This window comes from Bacillus sp. FSL P4-0334 (genome assembly GCF_038004825.1).
In the GTDB taxonomy this organism is placed as follows: Bacteria; Bacillota; Bacilli; order Bacillales; family Bacillaceae; genus Bacillus; species Bacillus velezensis.
In genome coordinates this window covers 2,425,999-2,445,131 of sequence record NZ_JBBORX010000001.1, presented here as the reverse complement: position 1 = coordinate 2,445,131, position 19,133 = coordinate 2,425,999, and the positions used below count along the sequence as shown (strand labels likewise).

Genomic DNA, 19,133 nt, shown 5'->3' with positions numbered 1-19,133 from the left:
CCACAAATAAAAAAATGAGGATTGTCATTTCAATTTGATTCGTTTCCGAAACCTCAAAGATTATCTTTCTCTTATCTTTATAATTTGTCCAGGATAAATTCTATCTGAAGAAAGCTTATTAAGATTTATAAGTTGTTGTACCGGGATATTGAAGGATTTAGAAATCGTCCATAATGTATCGCCGGATTCCACATGATATACTTCGTATGTCACGGGAAATTCCATATAACGAGGCGTTCTTTTTACTTTATTCGCTTGATTTCTTATTTTAGGTATTTTCCCCTTCATTCATATTACTCTCCTTTAGAAAAATTTGTTATCAATATTTCTAAACAGTTTCTCTCTAATCTTAATGATTTGTCCAGCATATATTTGATCTGATTTGAAATGATTAAGCTCCATGAGTTGCTGCAGGGAAACATTATACTTCCTGGCAATTATTGATAATGTTTCACCGGGAGTAACATGATGGATCACGTATTTTTCTTTGAGAACATCTACATAATGAATGGTTTCCCCTAAGTTTCTTATAATTCCTCTGCTTTTTAGCACCTCAAGCATTCTCTCGGCTCTATGCAGATAGGAATCATTCTTTACAGCCTTTTTACCGTTTATCTGAATCTTTTTTCTCTCGCTATCATGATTCAAATAGTATTTAACCTTTTCCAATGTTTCTTTTGGGGAGGAAGAAACGATGAGATCGCGGCCAGGTTTGAATTTACCTCGAACTGCTGGTGTATCCGATGTCAATAAAACCCCCCCGGAACCAAGAATCTCATAGGTGCGTTGCGTAAGTTGGCTTTCACAGTTTTGCAAACCGATAACGACTTTTGCTGAACTGTAGACTTTATATGCTTCAGTATAATCAAGGTATCCATGGATCCAATTGCGGGGAATTTCTCTTCCTATATATTTACTCATTTTTTCCCAGTTTCTCCCCCAAAAATCAATGCGAATACCCTTCCGTATAAGAGGACGAATAAGCGTTTTTAAAGAGGACGAACGGAACACTTCCGGATGTTCTTCAAGAAAATTAGGGTAAGCATTAGCCACCACTGCTATATCACAACTGTATTTTGCTAATGGTTTAATCTGGTGATGTATACTTTCGTGAAATGCAAAGTCTAAGTGAGCTGCTTTAATCCCCATGCTTTCATAAGTTTTACACAGAGAAGGCGTAACCGTGAAAACAAAATCTGGTTTCACCTTTTTAATTAACGGGATAGTAAAGTTTTGAGTGTGCAGCGGGTCTTCAGTTGCCCAATAAACGAGAGGGATATTCACCTTTTTAGTAGCGTTGCGAATCCAGGCCTGCTTTTCCCTTGAATGCTCTGGTGTCCATCCCATAGATACTATTAGATCTGGTTTAAATTCGTCTATCATTTCAGTGATATTTTCCCGACTTACAGGACCGGAAATCATTACGGTATGTCCTGCTTCCCTAAACCCATTTGGTAAACCATAGAGCCACATGGGATGACTCTCGAGGAAAAGAATTTTCACACATTTTCGCCCTCTCTTTCACTTTTTAATGTCTACTTTATTGGTATGTAGAAGAGAAATAATTTGTCGCGGTACCAGTCTATAAAAAATGTTCAAGTGCAAGATAACGTGATTGGATATGGATGCCCCACAAAAAAAGAAAGCAATCTACAACATATTTTCCTTTGATTTTGTTAGCCTTTCTGCCAAAATACTTTCGTTAATAAATTGTTTTTGTGCTTAAAAGAAAAAGACGTACACATTTGTACGTCTTACATTACCTCCGCAATAGCAATTTATTTGCATAAAAGTCATAATAGGCACGCTTTTATAGTGATTAACGATTATCAATCGTCTCCGGATACAAATCATGATTCATCATCCGATGTTCGGCCATTTTTTCATATTTTGTTCCCGGTCTGCCGTAGTTTGTAAACGGGTCAATGGAGATTCCGCCTCTAGGCGTGAATTTGCCCCATACTTCAATGTAGCGGGGGTCCATTAATTCGATCAAGTCATTCATGATGATATTCATGCAGTCCTCGTGGAAGAAAAGGCAGGTCAAAGTCTTGTCCCATAAGTACTTGCTCTAGACATTAATCATGAAGTCACACCAATTTCACACCTTACCAAACGATTGATTTTAACCTTTTTTGGGGACTATTTGTAATCTCTGCGCAGTGAAATTATACCTGTGCTAGCCCGCCATCTACGAACAATTCAACACCCGTCAAGTAACTGCTTTCGTCTGAAGCAAGGAAAGATACAGCGTTTGCTACTTCTTCAGGTGTCCCAACTTTTCCAGCTGGAACAGTATTTCTGGTATTTTCCATTGCTCCTTCAAGTGCATCACCAAAAAGTTCATCGTATGCAGGTGTAAGAATAACTCCTGGACTCACCACATTTACACGGATTTCAGTACCTTTTAGGTCAAGAATCCAGTTGCGAACCAGTGCTCTTAATGCTGCTTTAGATGCTCCATATACACTAAACGCTGGGTTGCCAATTGATCCAGCAGTAGAGCCCGTTACAATAATAGAACCTACTTTGTCCGGGAATAGTGATAACGCTTTTTGAACAGTAAAGATGGTTCCTTTAACGTTAATGTCGAACGTTCTATCAACCTGCTCTTCAGTAATTTCACCTAATGGAAGGAAGTTGCCGGTGCCTGCATTAGCAAAAAGAATGTCCAACTTACCTTTTTCCTGCTTTATCATGTCATATAGTTTATCTAAGTCTTCAAGCTTAGAAATATCACCTTGAACACCGGTTACGTTCTTGCCAATTTGGTTAACAGCTTTATCAAGTTCGTTTTGTCTACGTCCCGTGATATAAACATATGCACCTTCGTTTACAAATTTTTGTGCTGTAGCAAGACCAATCCCACTTGTTCCACCCGTTACAAGCGCTATTTTACCTTCAAATTTACCCATACTTAACACTCCTTTAGAATTGATTTTATTTTATGTCTAGTACCTTTAAGTACTTGAAGAACAACCTACAAGATATAGTATCCTTCAGTAAGCACATTATCGGAAGTACCCACTTTTTTGTGATATAGTAACTAAAAAGTAATAAATGTGGAATGGAGAGCTTTAGACATGAAAAAATTTAGCTGTGGGTTTGAAGTGACAAAGGAAGTTATTGGCGGAAAATGGAAAGGCCTTGTATTATACTTTTTAATGAATGGACCAAAGAGAACGAGTGAATTAAAGCGCATGATCCCAAATATAACTCAGAAAATGCTGATTCAAACACTTAGAGAGCTTGAAGCCAGTGGACTTGTGAGCAGAAAGATGTATAATCAAGTACCGCCGAAGGTTGAATATTCATCCACTGAACTTGGAGAATCTCTTAAACCTATCTTGCAGGAGCTCTGTCAATGGGGAAGCCATTATGCGGAGCAAAAGTATGCAGAAGGTGAATATGAAATTGTACAACCAGAACAACTAAAGTGAGGATTGATGTAGCTGCTGAAGTAAATGCTAAACAACTTCAATACCATCACCTAACAGATGAAGAACAGTCAGTAATAAATGAGATATTCAATTTTGAAAGTGAAGTTCTAATAAGAAGTGTCATGGACTATATTCAGGAAAACTTTGATGAAATTCAAAAAAGAGCTGTTTCAAATGTTAAAGAGAAGGTTCAGAAACTTAGCCAAAAAATAAATGAAGATATTGATAATAATATTTAATGCCTATGATCTCTAGATAGGCATTTTTTCTTTCGGATAAAAAAGAAAAGACGTACAAATTGTACGCCTTAATCTGCTTCTGTACTATCAATTTTTCACTGCATAAAAGTCACAGTTCAGGTTGCACCTCAGGTCACACTTTTTAATACAATTCCCATGAGTAGAGCCATTTTCAGGTGTGACTTTTCCTACTTTTAGTGTGACCGGGTCACACTTTTATTGAGCTTAGTGCGGGTCACACTTCGCTGTGACTCGGTCACAATTCCGCTGAAAATCAGCACTGAATGTTCGGATTTTACTGTGACTCCACTTCGTTTCACACTCCGTATCACACAACGGAATAATTACCGATTATCAATCGTCTCCGGGTACATATCATGATTCATCATCCGATGTTCGGCCATTTTTTCATATTTTGTTCCCGGTCTGCCGTAGTTTGTATACGGGTCAATGGAGATTCCGCCTCTAGGCGTGAATTTGCCCCATACTTCAATGTAGCGGGGGTCCATTAATTCGATCAAATCATTCATGATGATGTTCATGCAGTCCTCGTGGAAATCTCCGTGGTTGCGGAAGCTGAAAAGATACAGCTTCAGCGATTTGCTTTCCACCATTTTTTCGTCCGGAATATAGCTGATGTAGATGGTTGCAAAATCCGGCTGTCCCGTTTTCGGGCAAAGCGACGTAAATTCCGGGCAGTTGAATTTAACGAAATAATCACGGTTCACGTGTTTATTCGGAAATGATTCCAAAACCTCCGGCGCATATTCAAATAAATAGTTTGTCCCTTGATTCCCCAGGAGCGTAACTCCTTCTAATTCTGATTCTTTTCTTGTCATATAAATCTCCCTTTCTATTAAACTCCCCGTTTATTGCCCCAAAGCAATGTATGCAGCTGAGGCAGGACTCTGACGAGATTCAGATCCGAATCGGCTGAAACCTTATCAACGAGTGTTTCGTATTTTCCGAGCAGATGTGCGATCAATGCCCGGTCGTCCGTCGTATGGACGTTATCGTTTCCGACCTGAAGATAAAACGGAATATTCGGATACCGCTTGTGCACGGTTTTCGCGAATTGCAGATCTTCATCATTAAAAATGACGACCTTTAAGCTGACCGCGTTAAGCCTTTCTGCCGCATCAAGCGAAGACACAATGTGATCGAGCTTTGCAAAATCGGTTGTCATCCCCGAACTTGGCGGCTTCGGTGAAATCGTCAGGTCGTTAATCATTGTGAACCAATCCTGATAGACCGTTCCCTGCGTTTCTAAAGCGGCGCGCACCCCGTTCTCTTTCAGCAGCAGAATCAGCGCGTCAAGCTGCTTTAACAGTGCCGGGTTTCCTCCTGAGATGGTGACATGGGAAAAAGCGTCTCCGCCGATTTCTCTCAGCTCGCGGTAAATGTCTTCCGCCGTCATCCAGCGGATATCTTTTTTGGCTGAGCCGTCCCATGTAAAAGCGGAGTCGCACCAGCTGCAGGAGTAGTCGCAGCCCGCCGTGCGGACGAACATGGTTTTCTGGCCGATAACCATGCCCTCCCCTTGTATCGTCGGTCCGAAAATTTCTAATACCGGAATTCCTTTAGCCATTCCTATCACCTTTTTTCGGGCGGTATACGCAATAGCTTGTCGGGGTTTCCCTGACAAAAATCTGCACGCAGACCGGCTGATTCTCCAGTGTTTCGAGGTAGGACTGCACCTTATCGTAAATCGTTTTGGCCACGACCTCGGTCGTCGGCAGTGAATATCTGTCATCATCAGCAGAAAACTCGTCATGGTCATTCAGCAATGTATGGTCATAAGCGCCGTGCACCAATTTCTTCAGCACGCTGAAATTCACGAGAAAGCCTGAATCGTCCAGTTCATCCCCCGCAACTGTAATATTTACTGTATACGTGTGCCCGTGGACTCTGCTGCACGCTCCGGCGCTTTCGCGGGGAATAAAGTGCGCGGCTGAGATGTGCATGTCCTTATTCAACTCAAACGAATAAGGATGCTGAACCTGCGGGTAAATTTGAGAAAGCAATTAGTTTCGCTCTCCTTTCATTTTCATATATTCATCATATCCTTTATTGCGGAGCAGGCATGCCGGGCATTCGCCGCATCCGTCCGCAATGATGCCGTTATAGCAAGTCAGTGTGTTATTCTTTACAAAATCAAGCGCGCCGAGCTCATCAGCAAGTTTCCACGTTTCTGCTTTGTTCAGCCACATAAGCGGCGTATGAATGACGAACGGCTTTTCCATCGCCAGGTTGACGGTGACATTGCAGGATTTGACGAACTCGTCACGGCAGTCCGGGTAGCCGCTGAAATCAGTCTCGCAAACACCGGTGATAATGTGGCGCGCGCCGATTTGATATGCAAGAATCGATGCAAAGGATAAAAATACAAGGTTGCGTCCCGGCACAAAGGTTGTCGGCAGTTCCCCGTCCTTCGCTTCAATTTCGATATCATCTCTTGTCAGCGCATTCGGCGCGAGCTGATTTAAAAGAGACATATCAAGCAAGTGATTTTTGACACCGAGCTTTTCGGCAATCGATTTTGCCACATCGATTTCTTCTTGGTGACGCTGATTATAATGGAATGTAACGGTTTCCACTTCTTCAAAGTTTTGCAAAGCCCATAATAAACAAGTCGTGCTGTCTTGGCCTCCGCTGAACACCACAACTGCTTTTTCTTTTTTCATGTCTTTCTCTCCCTTATCTATCATTCCATAAAAAAAGCGCCTTTTTCGGAGAAGGCGCCCTAAAAAACATAAAAAAACCGTATCCAAGGATACAGCTCGTCCTTAGTTTTTTATAGAGGGTGTAGCTAGAACCTCTCCCGCATCAATACGGATTTTCTTCTTTTTTCACTTTTGCTATCATACCATAATGTTGTTTCCCGTGACAATAAAAAAACAGCCTGAACCCTGTGTCAGGCTGCAAAAGCGGGTTTAAGCCCCGCGTTTTTTCCCCGGAAATACCATCAGCGCAATCCCGATCAGAACAAATAAAGCAGGCCAGAAAACAGAAACCGGAATGATCGGCTGATTCGTCATCATAAAGCAAAGTGCTGTCAAGGTCAGCACCGCAACCGGGATGAGCAGCGCCTTCTGTTTCCCGCCGAACAGCCACAGCTCAAATAAACCGAATGCCGTTGCCAACAGGTAAACAGGCCATGTCACACCGGAGTAGGACCAATTGGTTGCCGTTTCAAAGACAAACAAGATCCCCGTAATCAATAAGATGCCGCCCGGTACAAGAAGTCCCGCGTTTTTGACAGGTTTCGGGCCGAAAATCGGAATGTGAAAAGCGGCGCCCAGCAAAAGAATGAGAGCGGGCCAGCCGCGTTCGCTGATGACTTCATTTGCATTGGTGAATATGCCGAAAATGCCCGCGGCGCACAGAACCGCCGCAGCAGTCAAAAGCCCTCTTTGCCTTCTGCCGAACAGCCAGGCTTCAAACAGGCCGAACGCAACGGAAAAGAGGTAGACAGGCGATGTCACATTTGCGTATGTCCAATCCGTCAGCGTTTCAAACCATAACAAGCAACCCGTCACAAGCAAAATGCCGCCCGGAATAAGAAGGCCCGATCTTTTTTTCGGCTGCATAAAGGCAACGGCGTGAAACAAAAGCGCGGCTGCGATGATCAAAAGCGGCCACAGCCCCGTCATCAGCATACCGGCAAAGCATAGTGCTCCCACGGCTGTCATGATGAAAGCAGGAATCAATACACCTAACTTCCTCCCGCCGAAATACCACAGCTCAAACAGACCGAGAGCAGGCGCCCATATATAAACAGGCCACGTCACGTCTGAATACGTCCATCCCGTTGCCGTTTCAAAACAAAACAGGCAGCCCAGCACAAAAAACATACCGCCCGGAACGAGCAGTTCCGCCTGTTCAGGCGTTTTTTTCGCAAAAATAAATCCGGCGTGAAACCCTGCGGACATTATAATGAAAAGAAACGGCCACGCCGAACCTGCGGATATATGAATAACTCCCGCCCTCTGTAAAAAAAACGCAATGCCGATACAAATAAAAATAAATCCCAATAATACACGTCGAGCTTTCATCTCTTACTCCTCCCCATCATTTCCCAATTCATTATACAGAAATGTCAGGAAAAAAGAAGGGGAATTCCCAAAAAATACAGACATTTTCCTTATATCCTTATTTTTCTTTCGGGATTTTTTTGCAAATCAATGCGCCGATGAAAGCGAGGCTCACATACCCAAACACCGGATAAACGGTGGAAATCAGCTGTCCGTAGCCGATTTGGCTGATAATGAAAGCAAACGCCAAAATGCCGCCGTAAATATATGTACTTTTTATATGAAGAAAACTGTTTAATTGTTTTTCCAATCCGTATAGATTGCCGATGACCGACGTAAAAACTTCTCCGAAAATAATAAACAAATAAATGATATGAAGCGAACGCGAGTACGAATAGACGACTTGAGCCATCGGAATGTCAAACTCCAGCACATCCGGCAGCACCGATAATGATAAAAAGCTCGCGGCAAGCACCAGTGTCAACAGAACGCCGCCAAAATAAGCCCCCCTTCTGATCACCTTCTCTGAAGACATTTCATTCGCAAGCGGCACAAGCACGGCTTGGGCGAGCGATAAATTTAACGCGCCGTAAGAGACGGCGGACAAAAGCCAATTCCACTTGTCAGGCCATACCCATTCGTCCGCGTTTCTCGTGCTTGTAAATACAAATGAATCAGCTGTCACGATAAAAGAGAAAGAAATTAAAAGCGGCACAACCAATATATTGACGCCGAACACACCTTTAACACCGCTTGTCATGACGGCAAAGCTCAGTACGATCGTCAGAAGGATCCCGGCTTGTGCGGGCCAGCCAAGCTGTTCATGAAACAGCGCTCCCGCTCCGGACAGCATGACAGAGGTCACTCCCAGCAATATAAACATCATAAACATATTCACGGCGCGGCCGATGGACTGGCCGAATAAATATGTGTTCAATTCCTGATAAGATGCTGCGTGAATCCGTTTGGAAATGATCATGATTTTGGCGCCTAAATATGTAAACATCAGACCGCTTACCACGATACCGAACAGACCGATCCAGCCAAACTTCAGAAAAAACTCAACGATTTCCCTTCCCGTGGCAAAACCGGCTCCTACAACCGTGCCTACGTATACAAATGCAAGCTGACTTGCAGAACCTTTTGTTTGTCCCATTTCACCCTCCGGCTAAGCGCAGATTTGTCCAGGCCTTTATATATGCTTATGAGACAAGTCGCCCGAAAAGACGAACAAATCGTCCTTCCCCGGAGAAAACAGATTCAGCTCTCTCCTCTAAGCAAAAATATTGAAAGAAAAAAAGGGCCGGCGTATACTCTTCATCAAGAAAGGTCAAAGCATTTCATTTCCTTTCTGACTATATTGGTCAAAAATAATCAGACCTCACAAATATCACTTATCATGCTGTAAACATTTATTTTTCGGGGTTTGAAACAAAACACTTGAAAGTCAAAGAAGGTCAGAGTATACTATTAATCAAAGAAGGTCAAAGTTAAGACCTTATTTTCTAATCTATTTGGTCAAAGATGATCAAACATTTTCCGGAGGAGGTTTTGGCAAATGCGTTGTCAACATTGTCAGAAAAACGAGGCGACGATTCGCCTGAACATGCAAGTCAATTCCATTCAAAAACAATTCGTTTTATGTGAAACATGTTATACAGAATTAACCCGAAAACCGTCTATGAGCATGGGGCCGCAATCATTCGGATTCCCGTTTGAGCAAGGTTTCGCTCCCAATCAAAATAAACAGCAGGCCGGCCCTGAAAAAGGCCTGCTCGACGAGCTCGCTCAAAACGTCACAAACGGCGCAAAAGCAGGTCTGATTGACCCTGTGATCGGCCGCGATCATGAAGTGGCGCGCGTAATTGAAATTTTGAACCGCCGGAATAAAAACAATCCGGTGCTGATCGGTGAGCCGGGCGTCGGTAAAACGGCTATTGCAGAAGGCCTCGCGCTTAAAATCGCTGAAGGCGATGTGCCGAACAAATTGAAAAACAAAGAGCTTTACCTGCTTGACGTCGCTTCTCTCGTCGCCAATACAGGGATCAGAGGCCAGTTTGAAGAAAGAATGAAACAATTAATGAACGAATTAAAAGAACGGAAAAACGTCATCTTGTTCATTGACGAGATTCACCTTCTTGTAGGCGCCGGCTCTGCCGAGGGATCAATGGATGCCGGGAACATCCTGAAACCGGCGCTTGCCAGAGGCGAGCTGCAGGTCATCGGGGCGACAACGCTGAAAGAGTACCGTCAGATTGAAAAAGATGCGGCGCTTGAAAGACGCTTCCAGCCTGTCATGGTTCACGAGCCTACAATAGAACAAGCCATCAGCATTCTGGAAGGCATTAAAGATAAATATGAGAAATACCACGGCGTCACATTCAGCAATGAAGCGATAAACGCCTGTGTTACGCTTTCATCCCGTTACATTCAGGACCGCCACCTGCCGGATAAAGCGATCGACTTATTAGATGAAGCCGGCTCTAAGGCGAACCTGGAGCTTGATACCGTAAATGAAGAAGATGCGGCTGAGAGACTCAAAGCAATTGACGCGGAGAAAACAAAAGCGCTTCATGAAGAAAATTATGAGCTTGCCGCGAAACTGCGTGATGAAGAAGCGGCGTTGGAAAAGCAGCTGGCACAAGAAGCTCCGGCCTCTTCACCTGAAATCGGGGCGGAGCATATTCAAGCCATCATTGAACAGAAAACAGGCATTCCGGTCGGAAAACTCCAGGCTGATGAACAAGTCAAAATGAAGGAACTTGAAGAGCATCTTCATCAGCGCGTCATCGGTCAGGAAAAAGCCGTGAAAAAAGTGGCGAAAGCGGTCAGACGAAGCCGCGCCGGCTTAAAATCCAAAAACAGACCTGTCGGCTCCTTCCTCTTTGTCGGACCGACCGGAGTCGGAAAAACCGAGTTATCAAAGACACTCGCAGATGAACTGTTCGGTACAAAAGATTCCATTATCCGTCTCGATATGAGTGAATACATGGAAAAACACGCCGTATCAAAAATCATCGGTTCACCGCCGGGATATGTCGGACACGATGAAGCCGGTCAATTAACGGAAAAAGTGCGCCGCAATCCGTACAGCATCGTGCTGCTCGATGAGATTGAAAAAGCCCACCCTGATGTCCAGCATATGTTTCTGCAGATTATGGAGGACGGCCGTCTGACAGACAGCCAGGGCAGAACGGTCAGCTTCAAAGATACCGTTTTGATTATGACAAGCAACGCTGGAACCGACGAAAAACAGGTGAAAGTCGGATTCCAATCTGAAGAGAGCGTCCTGGAAGAACAAACGTTGATTGATTCACTGAGCGCGTTCTTCAAACCGGAGTTTTTAAACCGGTTTGACAGCATCATTGAATTCCAATCCCTGAAAAAAGAACATCTCGTGAAAATCGTCAGCCTGCTTCTCACAGAGCTTGAAGACACATTAAAAGAGCGCGGCATCAGCCTGAACGTCACCGATGATGCGAAAGAAAAAATCGCTGAAATCGGCTACCACCCAGCTTTCGGAGCACGCCCGCTCAGAAGAACCATCCAAGAATTGATCGAGGACGAAATGACAGATCTCTTATTGGATAACAACGATATAAAAGCCTTCCATGTCGTAATGGAAGAGGACGGCATCAAAGTCCGAGCACAATAAGAAAAAAGCGGTTCCCTCCTCGCGGGGAGCCGCTTTTTTGTTTCTTTATCCATGTCAGAAGGGAGAAACTGTGAAGAATTCGGGAACAATTTCTCAATCACCCTAAAGTTCCATGCACTGCCACCGATATTAACCATAGAAAGCTAGTATAAAGGATTTGGTGAAAACTATGGATAAAACATCGATTATCGGTATCATCCTCGCCTTGATTGCTTTAAGCGTGGGCATGGTGCTGAAAGGGGTCAGCTTAAGCGCACTCGCTAACCCGGCAGCTATTCTGATTATTTTGTTCGGTACGATTTCTGCGGTGATCATCGCATTCCCCGGAAAAGAAATCAAAAAAGTGCCTGCCCTTTTTAAAGTGCTGTTTAAAGAAAACAAACAGCTGACAATTGCGCAATTAATTCCTATGTTCTCTCAATGGGCGCAAATCGCCAGACGTGAAGGTCTGCTCGCATTGGAAGCAAGCATTGAAGACGTGGATGACGCATTTTTGAAAAACGGCCTGAGTATGGCGGTTGACGGACAAAGCGCAGAATTTATCAGAGATATTATGACTGAGGAAGTTGAAGCGATGGAAGACAGACACCAGGCCGGCGCAGCCATCTTTACACAAGCCGGCACATATGCGCCGACACTCGGCGTTTTGGGTGCGGTCATCGGCCTTATCGCGGCTCTTTCCAACATGAACAATACCGAGGCGCTCGGACATGCCATCAGTGCGGCGTTTGTCGCCACCCTTCTCGGGATTTTCACAGGATATGTACTATGGCATCCCTTCGCCAACAAACTGAAACGCAAATCAAAGCAGGAAGTCAAACTGCGTGAAATCATGATCGAAGGCGTTCTGTCAGTGCTTGAAGGACAGGCCCCGAAAGTGATCGAACAAAAACTTCTCATGTATCTTCCTGCGAATGAACGCGCAAAAGTCGCTGAACAAGAAGGAGAGGCAAACAATGGCGAGAAAAAAGAAGAAGAAGCATGATGACGAGCATGTGGATGAGTCTTGGCTGATCCCGTACGCGGATTTGCTCACCCTTCTTTTGGCTCTGTTCATTGTATTGTTCGCCATGAGCTCGGTCGATGCGGCGAAATTCCAAATGCTGTCTAAATCATTTAACGCCGTGTTTACCGGAGGCACGGGTGTTCTTGAATATTCAAGCGTCACCCCTCCTGAAAACGAAAAAGACGGCGTTGATCAGTTAAAAAAAGACAAGGAAAAAGATAAAGAACAGAAAAAGAAAGAAAGAGAAGCAGCCGACCGCCAAGAACTTGAAGGCGTGCAAAAGCAAGTCAATCAATTTATAAAAAATAAAAAGCTTGAAACTCAGCTGGAAACAAAGCTGACTAAAGAAGGACTCTTAATTACCATTAAAGACAGTATCTTTTTTGATTCCGGACGGGCGGATATCCGTCAGGAAGATATTCCGCTTGCCAAGGAAATCTCGAATCTCCTTGTGCTGAATCCGCCGAGGAACATTATTATCAGCGGACATACGGACAATGTACCGATTAAAAACTCACAATATCAATCTAACTGGCATTTAAGCGTCATGCGGGCCGTCAACTTCATGGCTATTCTGACAGAAAACCCGAAACTTGACGCAAAAGTATTCAGCGCCAAAGGTTTCGGAGAGTATAAACCGGCCGTGTCGAACAAAACCGCTGAAGGGCGCAGCAAAAACAGGCGCGTCGAGGTATTGATACAGCCTAGAAACGCCGCGACTGACCAAAATCAGTAATATAAAAAAGGAAGCCTTTCAAATGGCTTCCTTTTTTATTTCTGATGAAAATGTTTAGCGTTTAACCCCACTCTTTTCAGCATTTCCGTACACATTTCTATCTCTTCATCACTCAGCACACTGATCATTTCTTTAATTTCGTCAGCATGATCAGGGAAAATATCGTCCAAAAGACGGATTCCCTTTTCGGAAATCTGTGCGAAAGTCACTCTTCTGTCAGTCGGCGAGGCTTTTCTGATGAGAAGTTCTTTTTTCTCTAATTTGTCAACAACGTATGTAATACTTCCGCTCGCTAATAAAATTTTGTCGCCGATCTGCTGAAGCGGCTGGTTGCCTTTGTGGTACAGCAGCTCAAGCACCGCAAATTCCGTCGGGTTCAGGCCGTGCTTATGAATATGTTTATTCATATGGTCGTTAATAGATCGGTACGCACGTGACAGTACAATAAATAATTTCAATGAGTTTTCTGTTTTATCCGTCATACATTCAATCATCCTTTTACAAAAGAAACCGTTACAGAGAAACATTAATAAACAAAATGAAAAATGTCAACAAAAATGTTTCCAAAATTTCTCTTCTTTTTGTCAGACCTTAATAAAATAATTTGTTTTTCTATCATTTTGGTTATTTTTTCTTATTAAAGAAGTATAAAAATGATATAATACCTCTATTCAAGTGTAATGTTGGAGCGATGCAGAGTGAATACATTTAAAGGTGCCCGGGGAAAGATCAAGCTTTATCTCATATTGGTGATCATCCCGGCACTTATTATCAGCTTTTTCATTTATGAAAAAGAAAAGCAGAAAATAGCCGATAAACACATACAGGAAGCCAGTATGATGCTCAACCTTCACCGCAATAAGCTCAATTATTTAATCGGTGAAACAAAAGCCCGGATGACAACACTTGCGATCGCTGTCGATAAGCCTGTCAATGAAGAAAAGATCATTGACATTCTCGATCAGGCTTTTGAGGATGAACCCAGATTCAGCGGACTGTATATGCTGAATTCCAAAGGTGATGTCATCGCAAGCACGACTGATCTGAAATCAAAGGTGAATTTGGCCGACAGACCGTATTTTACGAAGGCGAAAAAGACGAAAAAAACGGTCATCACAAATGACTACTCCAGCAGAATTACAGGCCAGCGCATCTTCACGATCTGCGTGCCGGTGTTAGACGCAAAACGGGAAGTCACGGATTATTTAGTAGCCGCCATACAAGTCGATTATTTGAGAAATATGATCAATATGCTGAGCCCTGACGTTTATGTCAAGGCAACCAATCAGAATAAAGTGATATTTGCCAGCGGACGGGCTGATCAATCAGAAGGTGTGAAACCGGTCAGCGGCTATCTGGATGATATTAATTGGAATATCAATGTTTATCCGAAACCGGTTGAGCTGAATGAGCTGACCAAAAGCGTGCTGCTGCCGATGTCCAGTATTGCCGTGCTGCTGAATATTCTGTTCATCCTCGTTCAATATTATTTGCTTAAGCGCAAGACCCAGCTGGAGCGCGCTCAAAATGAAGCGCAGAAATTGGAGCTGATCGGAACGCTTGCCGCCAGCACCGCCCATGAAATCCGCAACCCGCTTACAGGGATCAGCGGCTTCATTCAGCTTTTGCAGAAAAAATACAAATCGGAGGAAGATCAGCTGTATTTCTCAATTATTGAGCAGGAGATTAAACGGATCAATCAGATTGTCAGTGAGTTTTTAGTGCTTGGAAAACCCACTGCTGAACGGTTGGAAGTGAACTCGCTGCAGGATATTCTTGATGAGATTATGCCGATTATTTATTCTGAAGGGAATCTATACAATGTGGAAGTGAATGTGGAGATTCTCGTCAATCGGCCGCTCAAGGTCAACTGCACGAAAGACCATATTAAACAGGTGATTTTAAATGTCGCGAAAAACGCGCTGGAATCCATGCAGGAAGGCGGCCGGCTGTCCATCTATTTAGAAGCCCGCGATCATAAAGCAGTCATTAAGGTGGCCGACAACGGAATGGGCATTTCTGAAGATATGCTTGAGCACATTTTTCTTCCGTTTGTAACGTCAAAGGAAAAAGGCACCGGCCTCGGCCTTGTCGTATGTAAACGAATCATGCTGATGTACGGCGGTTCGATTGACATTCAAAGCGAAGTCGATAAGGGCACAGAGGTCACCATTACCCTCCCTGCCGCTTCTCGATGAAAAAAACACCCTGATCGGGGTGTTTTTTATTTAAAGAAGAGTATGTGTAAGAGGATATACCAGAGGAACGGCATCATAGCCGGCAGATAGTACGAGGCGCTTCGTGAGCCGTGCCAGCGGAAAAATGTGCTGACTGTACGCGGTCATCTTTCGGATGCAGCGCTTGATCAGGAAGCGCATTCAGTCTTCGTTATCTGTTTTATCATCAATCATTTGTTTGCTTCATATGCAGGCATGACGTCACCGCGGGAGAACAAGCCTATTTTCTTCACAAGGCCCTGTATTCCTTGGTGATGTGTACGATCACGGTTTACCAGCTGCTGATACGCGTTCATCAGACAGTCCAGTTCCTGGCTGTGCCTGATCGTGTCATATCCTGTAAACCCTTGCCTGTTAGCTGCATCTATCATCATTTTTCTTTTTTTATCAATAGATACAAGCAATTTTTCTTGTTCAGAATAACTGCCCATTCACTTCACCCCTCACCGCTAAAAGAATAGGAAACAAGTTTGATTGGGTTATTGAGCATTATTACAGATTATACTTTATTTGTAAACATTTTTTTACTAAATAACTTATTTTTTCATTTCATATTGGAATCTTTAGCATGAATACGAGAATAATACCCATTCGGGTAATGATATAAACAGAATGCGGCATATTCAAGAATTAAAAAACAGCCACAGCTGACTTTATATTACAATAAAAAACCTCTCATGCCGGTGGGTGCATGAGAGGTTCGGGCGTCTATCAGTTTTGCACACTTTCATTTTCGTAAATCGGCACCCAGCCCTCAGTCGTCACGAAGATTCGGATTGCGACGACCCGGCGGTCTTCCTGAAGCGTAAAGTAGTGGCGGATGTTCTCCGGAACTGAAATCAAATCTCCCGGATTTAAACGGACGTCGAAAAATGTGCCGTCTTTGCCTTGAATGACGAAGATGCCGTGTCCGCTGACGATAAAGCGGACTTCATCATCCGTGTGGTGATGTTCTCTTTGGAAGTTTTTTAATAATTCATCAAGATTCGGCGTGGTGTCTGATAAAGAAATGACATCCTGAGACTGATATCCGCGCCGGGCTGAAATGTCCTGAATCTCCGTGTCAAACGCCGCGAGAATCCGTTCTTTTTCATCTTCGGTTAGATCGTATTTTTCCGAAAGCTCAGACGGAAGTTTTTCAATGTTCCACTGCTCATAGATCACCTCTTGTTCGTCTAAGAAGCGCGCTACTTCTTCCTGATGTTCAATGAGCGTATTTTTTTCGTCATGAATTCTGATGGTCGCCATTTTCTATTCCTCCTTTTATTTTACTAGCTGCGGCCGAAGTGACAGAAGCTTGAGGTGACAGCTGAATAAAAATTCATAGGCTTCCAGCACCCTTTTCGCTTCAAATGCGGTCCGCCCCCATGCCGTAATGCCGTGATTGCGGATTAACACCGCGCCTGAGCCGGCGTCCGCATGGTGCGCGAAGTTTTCGGCCAATGCCGGGATGTGCGCCGGATTGTCAATGATCGGAACGGTCACAGACGCGTTTTCCTCCCATAATCCGAGCGCCTTAATCATCTCCTGCCCCTGAAAAGTGATTTGTTTTTCATCCCCGTAAAGCTCTGAGATGACATTATTATTGACGGTATGGACATGCAGACAGCAACCGGCGTCTGTCTTTTGGTATAAGTAAGTATGGAGAAGCGTTTCCGCTGAAGGTTTTAAAGAATGGCCGGTCTCAGCGGGCTTCCCGTACTCATCGATTAAGAGAAAATCTTCGTCTGTTTCTTTTCGTTTGTCTTTTCCGCTCGCCGTAACGAGAAAAGTCAGCGGCCCGTCGGATACTTTGATGGAAAGATTCCCGCTCGTTGCCGGGAACCAGTCTCTTTCAGCCAGCTCGCGTTTTACCTCGGCAAGTTCGCGCCAGCGTTCTTCTTTTGCAGCCATGCCTGCACCTCCCCGATGTTTTCAATGCCTGTTTTCACCTCATGAAAATCTTGAAAAGGCAGATGCCGGAGGCCGAGTTCTTTGCATTCAGTCAAAAGATAATCTCTCGCAAAGCACATATCGGACAACTTTGCAGCCTCGACATCCGTGACCGAATCACCGATCATAATGAGAAATTTCTGCTGATCGGATAGCTTACGGATGACTGACGGTTTGCAGCAGCCGCATTGATTGGTACAGTCTCCGTCACAGGCGTGCGGCCAGTCTATATGAATATGCTCATTGTCAAAGGATGCATGATTGCAGAAAATCCGCTCCTTTTCTACGATCCCTTCCAAAAGCGGATGCACAAAAAAGTCCATTCCCCCGCTTACGATATAAAACGGGAGACCGTTTGACCGGACAAACGAGACAAAATCCAAAAAGCCGTCCCGTATTTTCGCATCCTTCAGAATAAAGCCGGTCAGTTCTTCTTTTAGGCTGCTCGGCAGCAGTCCGAACATCCGGCCGACTCCTTCTTGGATTGATATGCTTTTAGACAGAACACCGTCTTTTAATTCAAGCCACTCAGGAGGCGCGAATTCTTTCATCATGCTGACAATGTTGTCGTTCATGGTGACCGTTCCGTCGAAATCACAAATAATCAGCGGCGTGCGGGTCATACGGCTTCCACCCTTCCCCATTTGTCTAATGCGAGCTGAAGATCTTTGCACGACGCGGCTTTTTCTTCAATCGGCTGCGCTTCAAGCAACGCATCAATGATGGCGCGGAACGCTTTTCCCCCGCCCTCGGCTCCTTTCGGATGGCCGTGAATGCCTCCGCCGGCATTGATGATGTGATCGATGCCGAAATCGCGCATCAACAATGGCACCATACCGGGGTGAATGCCTGCTGATGGGACGGCAAACGACGGATGAAAGACATCGTCTTTTACACATTCATCATGGATTGCAAGCGCGGACTCCTTCGGAAGAGCAACGGATCCGTAAGGTGACGGAAATAAACTGAAATCAGCGCCGCAATAGCGGTTCAGCTTGCCGAGCAAAAGCGCATGCGACAAGCCGTAAACGGGAGATGATGTGAACGCGCCGCTGACTGCCGGATGCGCCATGATCGGAAGCGGGATTTCCCTGTCCTCAGCAAGGCTCTGCATCACATCTAAACCGTAAGCAAACACATTCAATAAAAGCGCGTCCGCCCCGAGTTCTGCCGCGCGCCTCGCTTTATCCCGCAATTCAGCGGTCCTTCCCGTAAGGTTTACGGCATACAGCGTTTTATGCCCCGTTTCCTCCCGGGTTTCCTTCAGGACTTGTTTTCCTTCGATAATGCGGGTTTCAAACGGAGCCAGTTCATTTTCAAAGAAAATTTCGTCATCTTTAATAAGATCCACGCCGCCGAGCGCCTGCTGTCTGAGCTGTTCTTTAATGTCGGCGAGATCCCGTCCGATCACGCCTTTAAATATGCTCATCAGAAGCGGTCTTTCAAATTCGCCCAGCAGTTTGCGGATGCCGTATATACCGAATTTCGGCCCGGGAAGGGAGCGTTTAAACCCTTCGGAAAATTCAAGATCAGTCAATTTTATTTTTCCGTCCAGTGACAGCTTTCCGAATACCGTCGTCAGGACGGCCGGAATATCTCTTGAAAAATTCGCCTCGGGATAGGCGATGGTGATGACGGATTGTGTTTCGTTTTCTGAGGTTCCTTCTTTCTCCTCAACTTTTACGACCCGCCCTTTATGTTTTCTGAGCTGTTCCTGCTTCACCAGGGGCAGGTCAGTCCAGGAGCCTACCGTCAGCCCCGCCGCAATCTGTTCCGCCCGCTTTTCACTGTCCGTTGTGTCTGTCAGAAGATATGTTGCCAATACTTCGCTCATGCGTGAACGCCTCTCTTTCT

General features: G+C 44.5%; 21 protein-coding genes, 1 pseudogene and 1 riboswitch. Of the genes and pseudogenes, 6 read left to right on the top strand and 16 right to left on the bottom strand.

Annotation, left to right across the window (positions count from 1 at the left end):
• Positions 1-60: 60 nt before the first annotated feature.
• The 4 genes and pseudogenes from NSQ37_RS12765 to NSQ37_RS12750 form a co-directional block, all read right to left on the bottom strand.
• Positions 61-288, bottom strand: coding sequence for a LysM peptidoglycan-binding domain-containing protein (locus NSQ37_RS12765; RefSeq protein WP_007409588.1), 228 nt, complete (start codon positions 286-288; stop codon positions 61-63).
• A gap of 15 nt (positions 289-303) precedes the next feature.
• A complete protein-coding gene (gene ykvP, locus NSQ37_RS12760; RefSeq protein ID WP_032871328.1) occupies positions 304-1,503 on the bottom strand; it encodes a spore protein YkvP in 1,200 nt (399 codons plus the stop codon).
• Between the two features lie 316 nt (positions 1,504-1,819).
• Positions 1,820-2,032 (bottom strand): annotated as a pseudogene (locus NSQ37_RS12755) (7-cyano-7-deazaguanine reductase); the annotation flags it as partial.
• Between the two features lie 136 nt (positions 2,033-2,168).
• The gene (locus tag NSQ37_RS12750; RefSeq protein WP_015239743.1) at positions 2,169-2,915 is read right to left on the bottom strand and encodes an SDR family NAD(P)-dependent oxidoreductase; all 747 of its coding nucleotides are present in this window, start codon (positions 2,913-2,915) and stop codon (positions 2,169-2,171) included.
• Between the two features lie 168 nt (positions 2,916-3,083).
• On the opposite strand from NSQ37_RS12750, the gene NSQ37_RS12745 reads away from it, so the two are divergent.
• Positions 3,084-3,440 carry a winged helix-turn-helix transcriptional regulator gene (locus NSQ37_RS12745; RefSeq protein WP_167340629.1) on the top strand — a complete coding sequence of 119 codons (357 nt, stop codon included), beginning with the start codon at positions 3,084-3,086 and terminating at the stop codon, positions 3,438-3,440.
• A complete protein-coding gene (locus NSQ37_RS12740; protein WP_167340422.1) occupies positions 3,437-3,679 on the top strand; it encodes a hypothetical protein in 243 nt (80 codons plus the stop codon). The genes NSQ37_RS12745 and NSQ37_RS12740 overlap by 4 nt, the downstream gene beginning before the upstream one ends.
• A gap of 344 nt (positions 3,680-4,023) precedes the next feature.
• Here NSQ37_RS12740 and queF read toward each other — a convergent pair whose 3' ends face one another.
• From queF to NSQ37_RS12710, 6 genes are all read right to left on the bottom strand, one after another.
• On the bottom strand, positions 4,024-4,518 hold the full coding sequence (gene queF, locus NSQ37_RS12735; RefSeq protein WP_003154673.1) for a preQ(1) synthase: 495 nt from the start codon (positions 4,516-4,518) through the stop codon (positions 4,024-4,026).
• A 17-nt stretch (positions 4,519-4,535) separates the two neighbouring features.
• Positions 4,536-5,267: a 7-carboxy-7-deazaguanine synthase QueE gene (queE, locus tag NSQ37_RS12730; RefSeq protein ID WP_015239741.1), complete on the bottom strand. Its 732-nt coding sequence runs from the start codon at positions 5,265-5,267 to the stop codon at positions 4,536-4,538.
• Positions 5,260-5,703 (bottom strand): 6-carboxytetrahydropterin synthase QueD, encoded by a 444-nt coding sequence (gene queD, locus NSQ37_RS12725; protein ID WP_007408455.1) that lies wholly within the window; start codon positions 5,701-5,703, stop codon positions 5,260-5,262. The genes queE and queD overlap by 8 nt, the downstream gene beginning before the upstream one ends.
• The gene (gene queC, locus NSQ37_RS12720; protein ID WP_003154679.1) at positions 5,704-6,363 is read right to left on the bottom strand and encodes a 7-cyano-7-deazaguanine synthase QueC; all 660 of its coding nucleotides are present in this window, start codon (positions 6,361-6,363) and stop codon (positions 5,704-5,706) included.
• A 96-nt stretch (positions 6,364-6,459) separates the two neighbouring features.
• Positions 6,460-6,504, bottom strand: a riboswitch (PreQ1 riboswitch).
• Between the two features lie 108 nt (positions 6,505-6,612).
• Complete coding sequence (locus NSQ37_RS12715; protein WP_122503870.1) at positions 6,613-7,734, bottom strand: hypothetical protein; 1,122 nt, start codon at positions 7,732-7,734, stop codon at positions 6,613-6,615.
• A gap of 97 nt (positions 7,735-7,831) precedes the next feature.
• Positions 7,832-8,869, bottom strand: a complete 1,038-nt coding sequence (locus NSQ37_RS12710) for a YkvI family membrane protein (RefSeq protein WP_341123908.1) — start codon at positions 8,867-8,869, stop codon at positions 7,832-7,834.
• Between the two features lie 402 nt (positions 8,870-9,271).
• On the opposite strand from NSQ37_RS12710, the gene clpE reads away from it, so the two are divergent.
• The 3 genes from clpE (at position 9,272) to motB (ending at position 13,110) form a co-directional block, all read left to right on the top strand.
• Positions 9,272-11,368 (top strand): ATP-dependent protease ATP-binding subunit ClpE, encoded by a 2,097-nt coding sequence (gene clpE, locus NSQ37_RS12705; RefSeq protein WP_253613029.1) that lies wholly within the window; start codon positions 9,272-9,274, stop codon positions 11,366-11,368.
• A 169-nt stretch (positions 11,369-11,537) separates the two neighbouring features.
• Positions 11,538-12,353, top strand: a complete 816-nt coding sequence (motA, locus tag NSQ37_RS12700; protein ID WP_007408461.1) for a flagellar motor stator protein MotA — start codon at positions 11,538-11,540, stop codon at positions 12,351-12,353.
• A complete protein-coding gene (motB, locus tag NSQ37_RS12695; protein ID WP_085341936.1) occupies positions 12,325-13,110 on the top strand; it encodes a flagellar motor protein MotB in 786 nt (261 codons plus the stop codon). The genes motA and motB overlap by 29 nt, the downstream gene beginning before the upstream one ends.
• 35 nt (positions 13,111-13,145) lie before the next feature.
• On the opposite strand, the gene NSQ37_RS12690 is transcribed toward motB, so the two are convergent.
• Positions 13,146-13,592, bottom strand: coding sequence for a MarR family winged helix-turn-helix transcriptional regulator (locus NSQ37_RS12690; protein WP_007408463.1), 447 nt, complete (start codon positions 13,590-13,592; stop codon positions 13,146-13,148).
• A gap of 198 nt (positions 13,593-13,790) precedes the next feature.
• Between NSQ37_RS12690 and NSQ37_RS12685 the strand changes: the two genes are divergently transcribed.
• Positions 13,791-15,308 (top strand): ATP-binding protein, encoded by a 1,518-nt coding sequence (locus tag NSQ37_RS12685; RefSeq protein WP_046559543.1) that lies wholly within the window; start codon positions 13,791-13,793, stop codon positions 15,306-15,308.
• Positions 15,309-15,517: 209 nt separating this feature from the next.
• Here the strand turns inward: NSQ37_RS12685 and NSQ37_RS12680 are convergent, their stop codons facing one another.
• The 5 genes from NSQ37_RS12680 to mtnW form a co-directional block, all read right to left on the bottom strand.
• Positions 15,518-15,778, bottom strand: coding sequence for an aspartyl-phosphate phosphatase Spo0E family protein (locus tag NSQ37_RS12680; protein WP_003154690.1), 261 nt, complete (start codon positions 15,776-15,778; stop codon positions 15,518-15,520).
• Positions 15,779-16,058: 280 nt separating this feature from the next.
• Complete coding sequence (locus NSQ37_RS12675; protein ID WP_007408465.1) at positions 16,059-16,595, bottom strand: 1,2-dihydroxy-3-keto-5-methylthiopentene dioxygenase; 537 nt, start codon at positions 16,593-16,595, stop codon at positions 16,059-16,061.
• A 15-nt stretch (positions 16,596-16,610) separates the two neighbouring features.
• Positions 16,611-17,240: a methylthioribulose 1-phosphate dehydratase gene (locus NSQ37_RS12670; protein ID WP_014417578.1), complete on the bottom strand. Its 630-nt coding sequence runs from the start codon at positions 17,238-17,240 to the stop codon at positions 16,611-16,613.
• On the bottom strand, positions 17,198-17,902 hold the full coding sequence (gene mtnX / locus NSQ37_RS12665) for a 2-hydroxy-3-keto-5-methylthiopentenyl-1-phosphate phosphatase (protein ID WP_007408467.1): 705 nt from the start codon (positions 17,900-17,902) through the stop codon (positions 17,198-17,200). The genes NSQ37_RS12670 and mtnX overlap by 43 nt, the downstream gene beginning before the upstream one ends.
• Entirely contained in the window at positions 17,899-19,113 is a 1,215-nt protein-coding gene (gene mtnW, locus NSQ37_RS12660; protein ID WP_085341935.1) for a 2,3-diketo-5-methylthiopentyl-1-phosphate enolase, read from the bottom strand. Before mtnW ends, mtnX begins: the two co-directional genes overlap by 4 nt.
• Positions 19,114-19,133 lie beyond the last annotated feature (20 nt).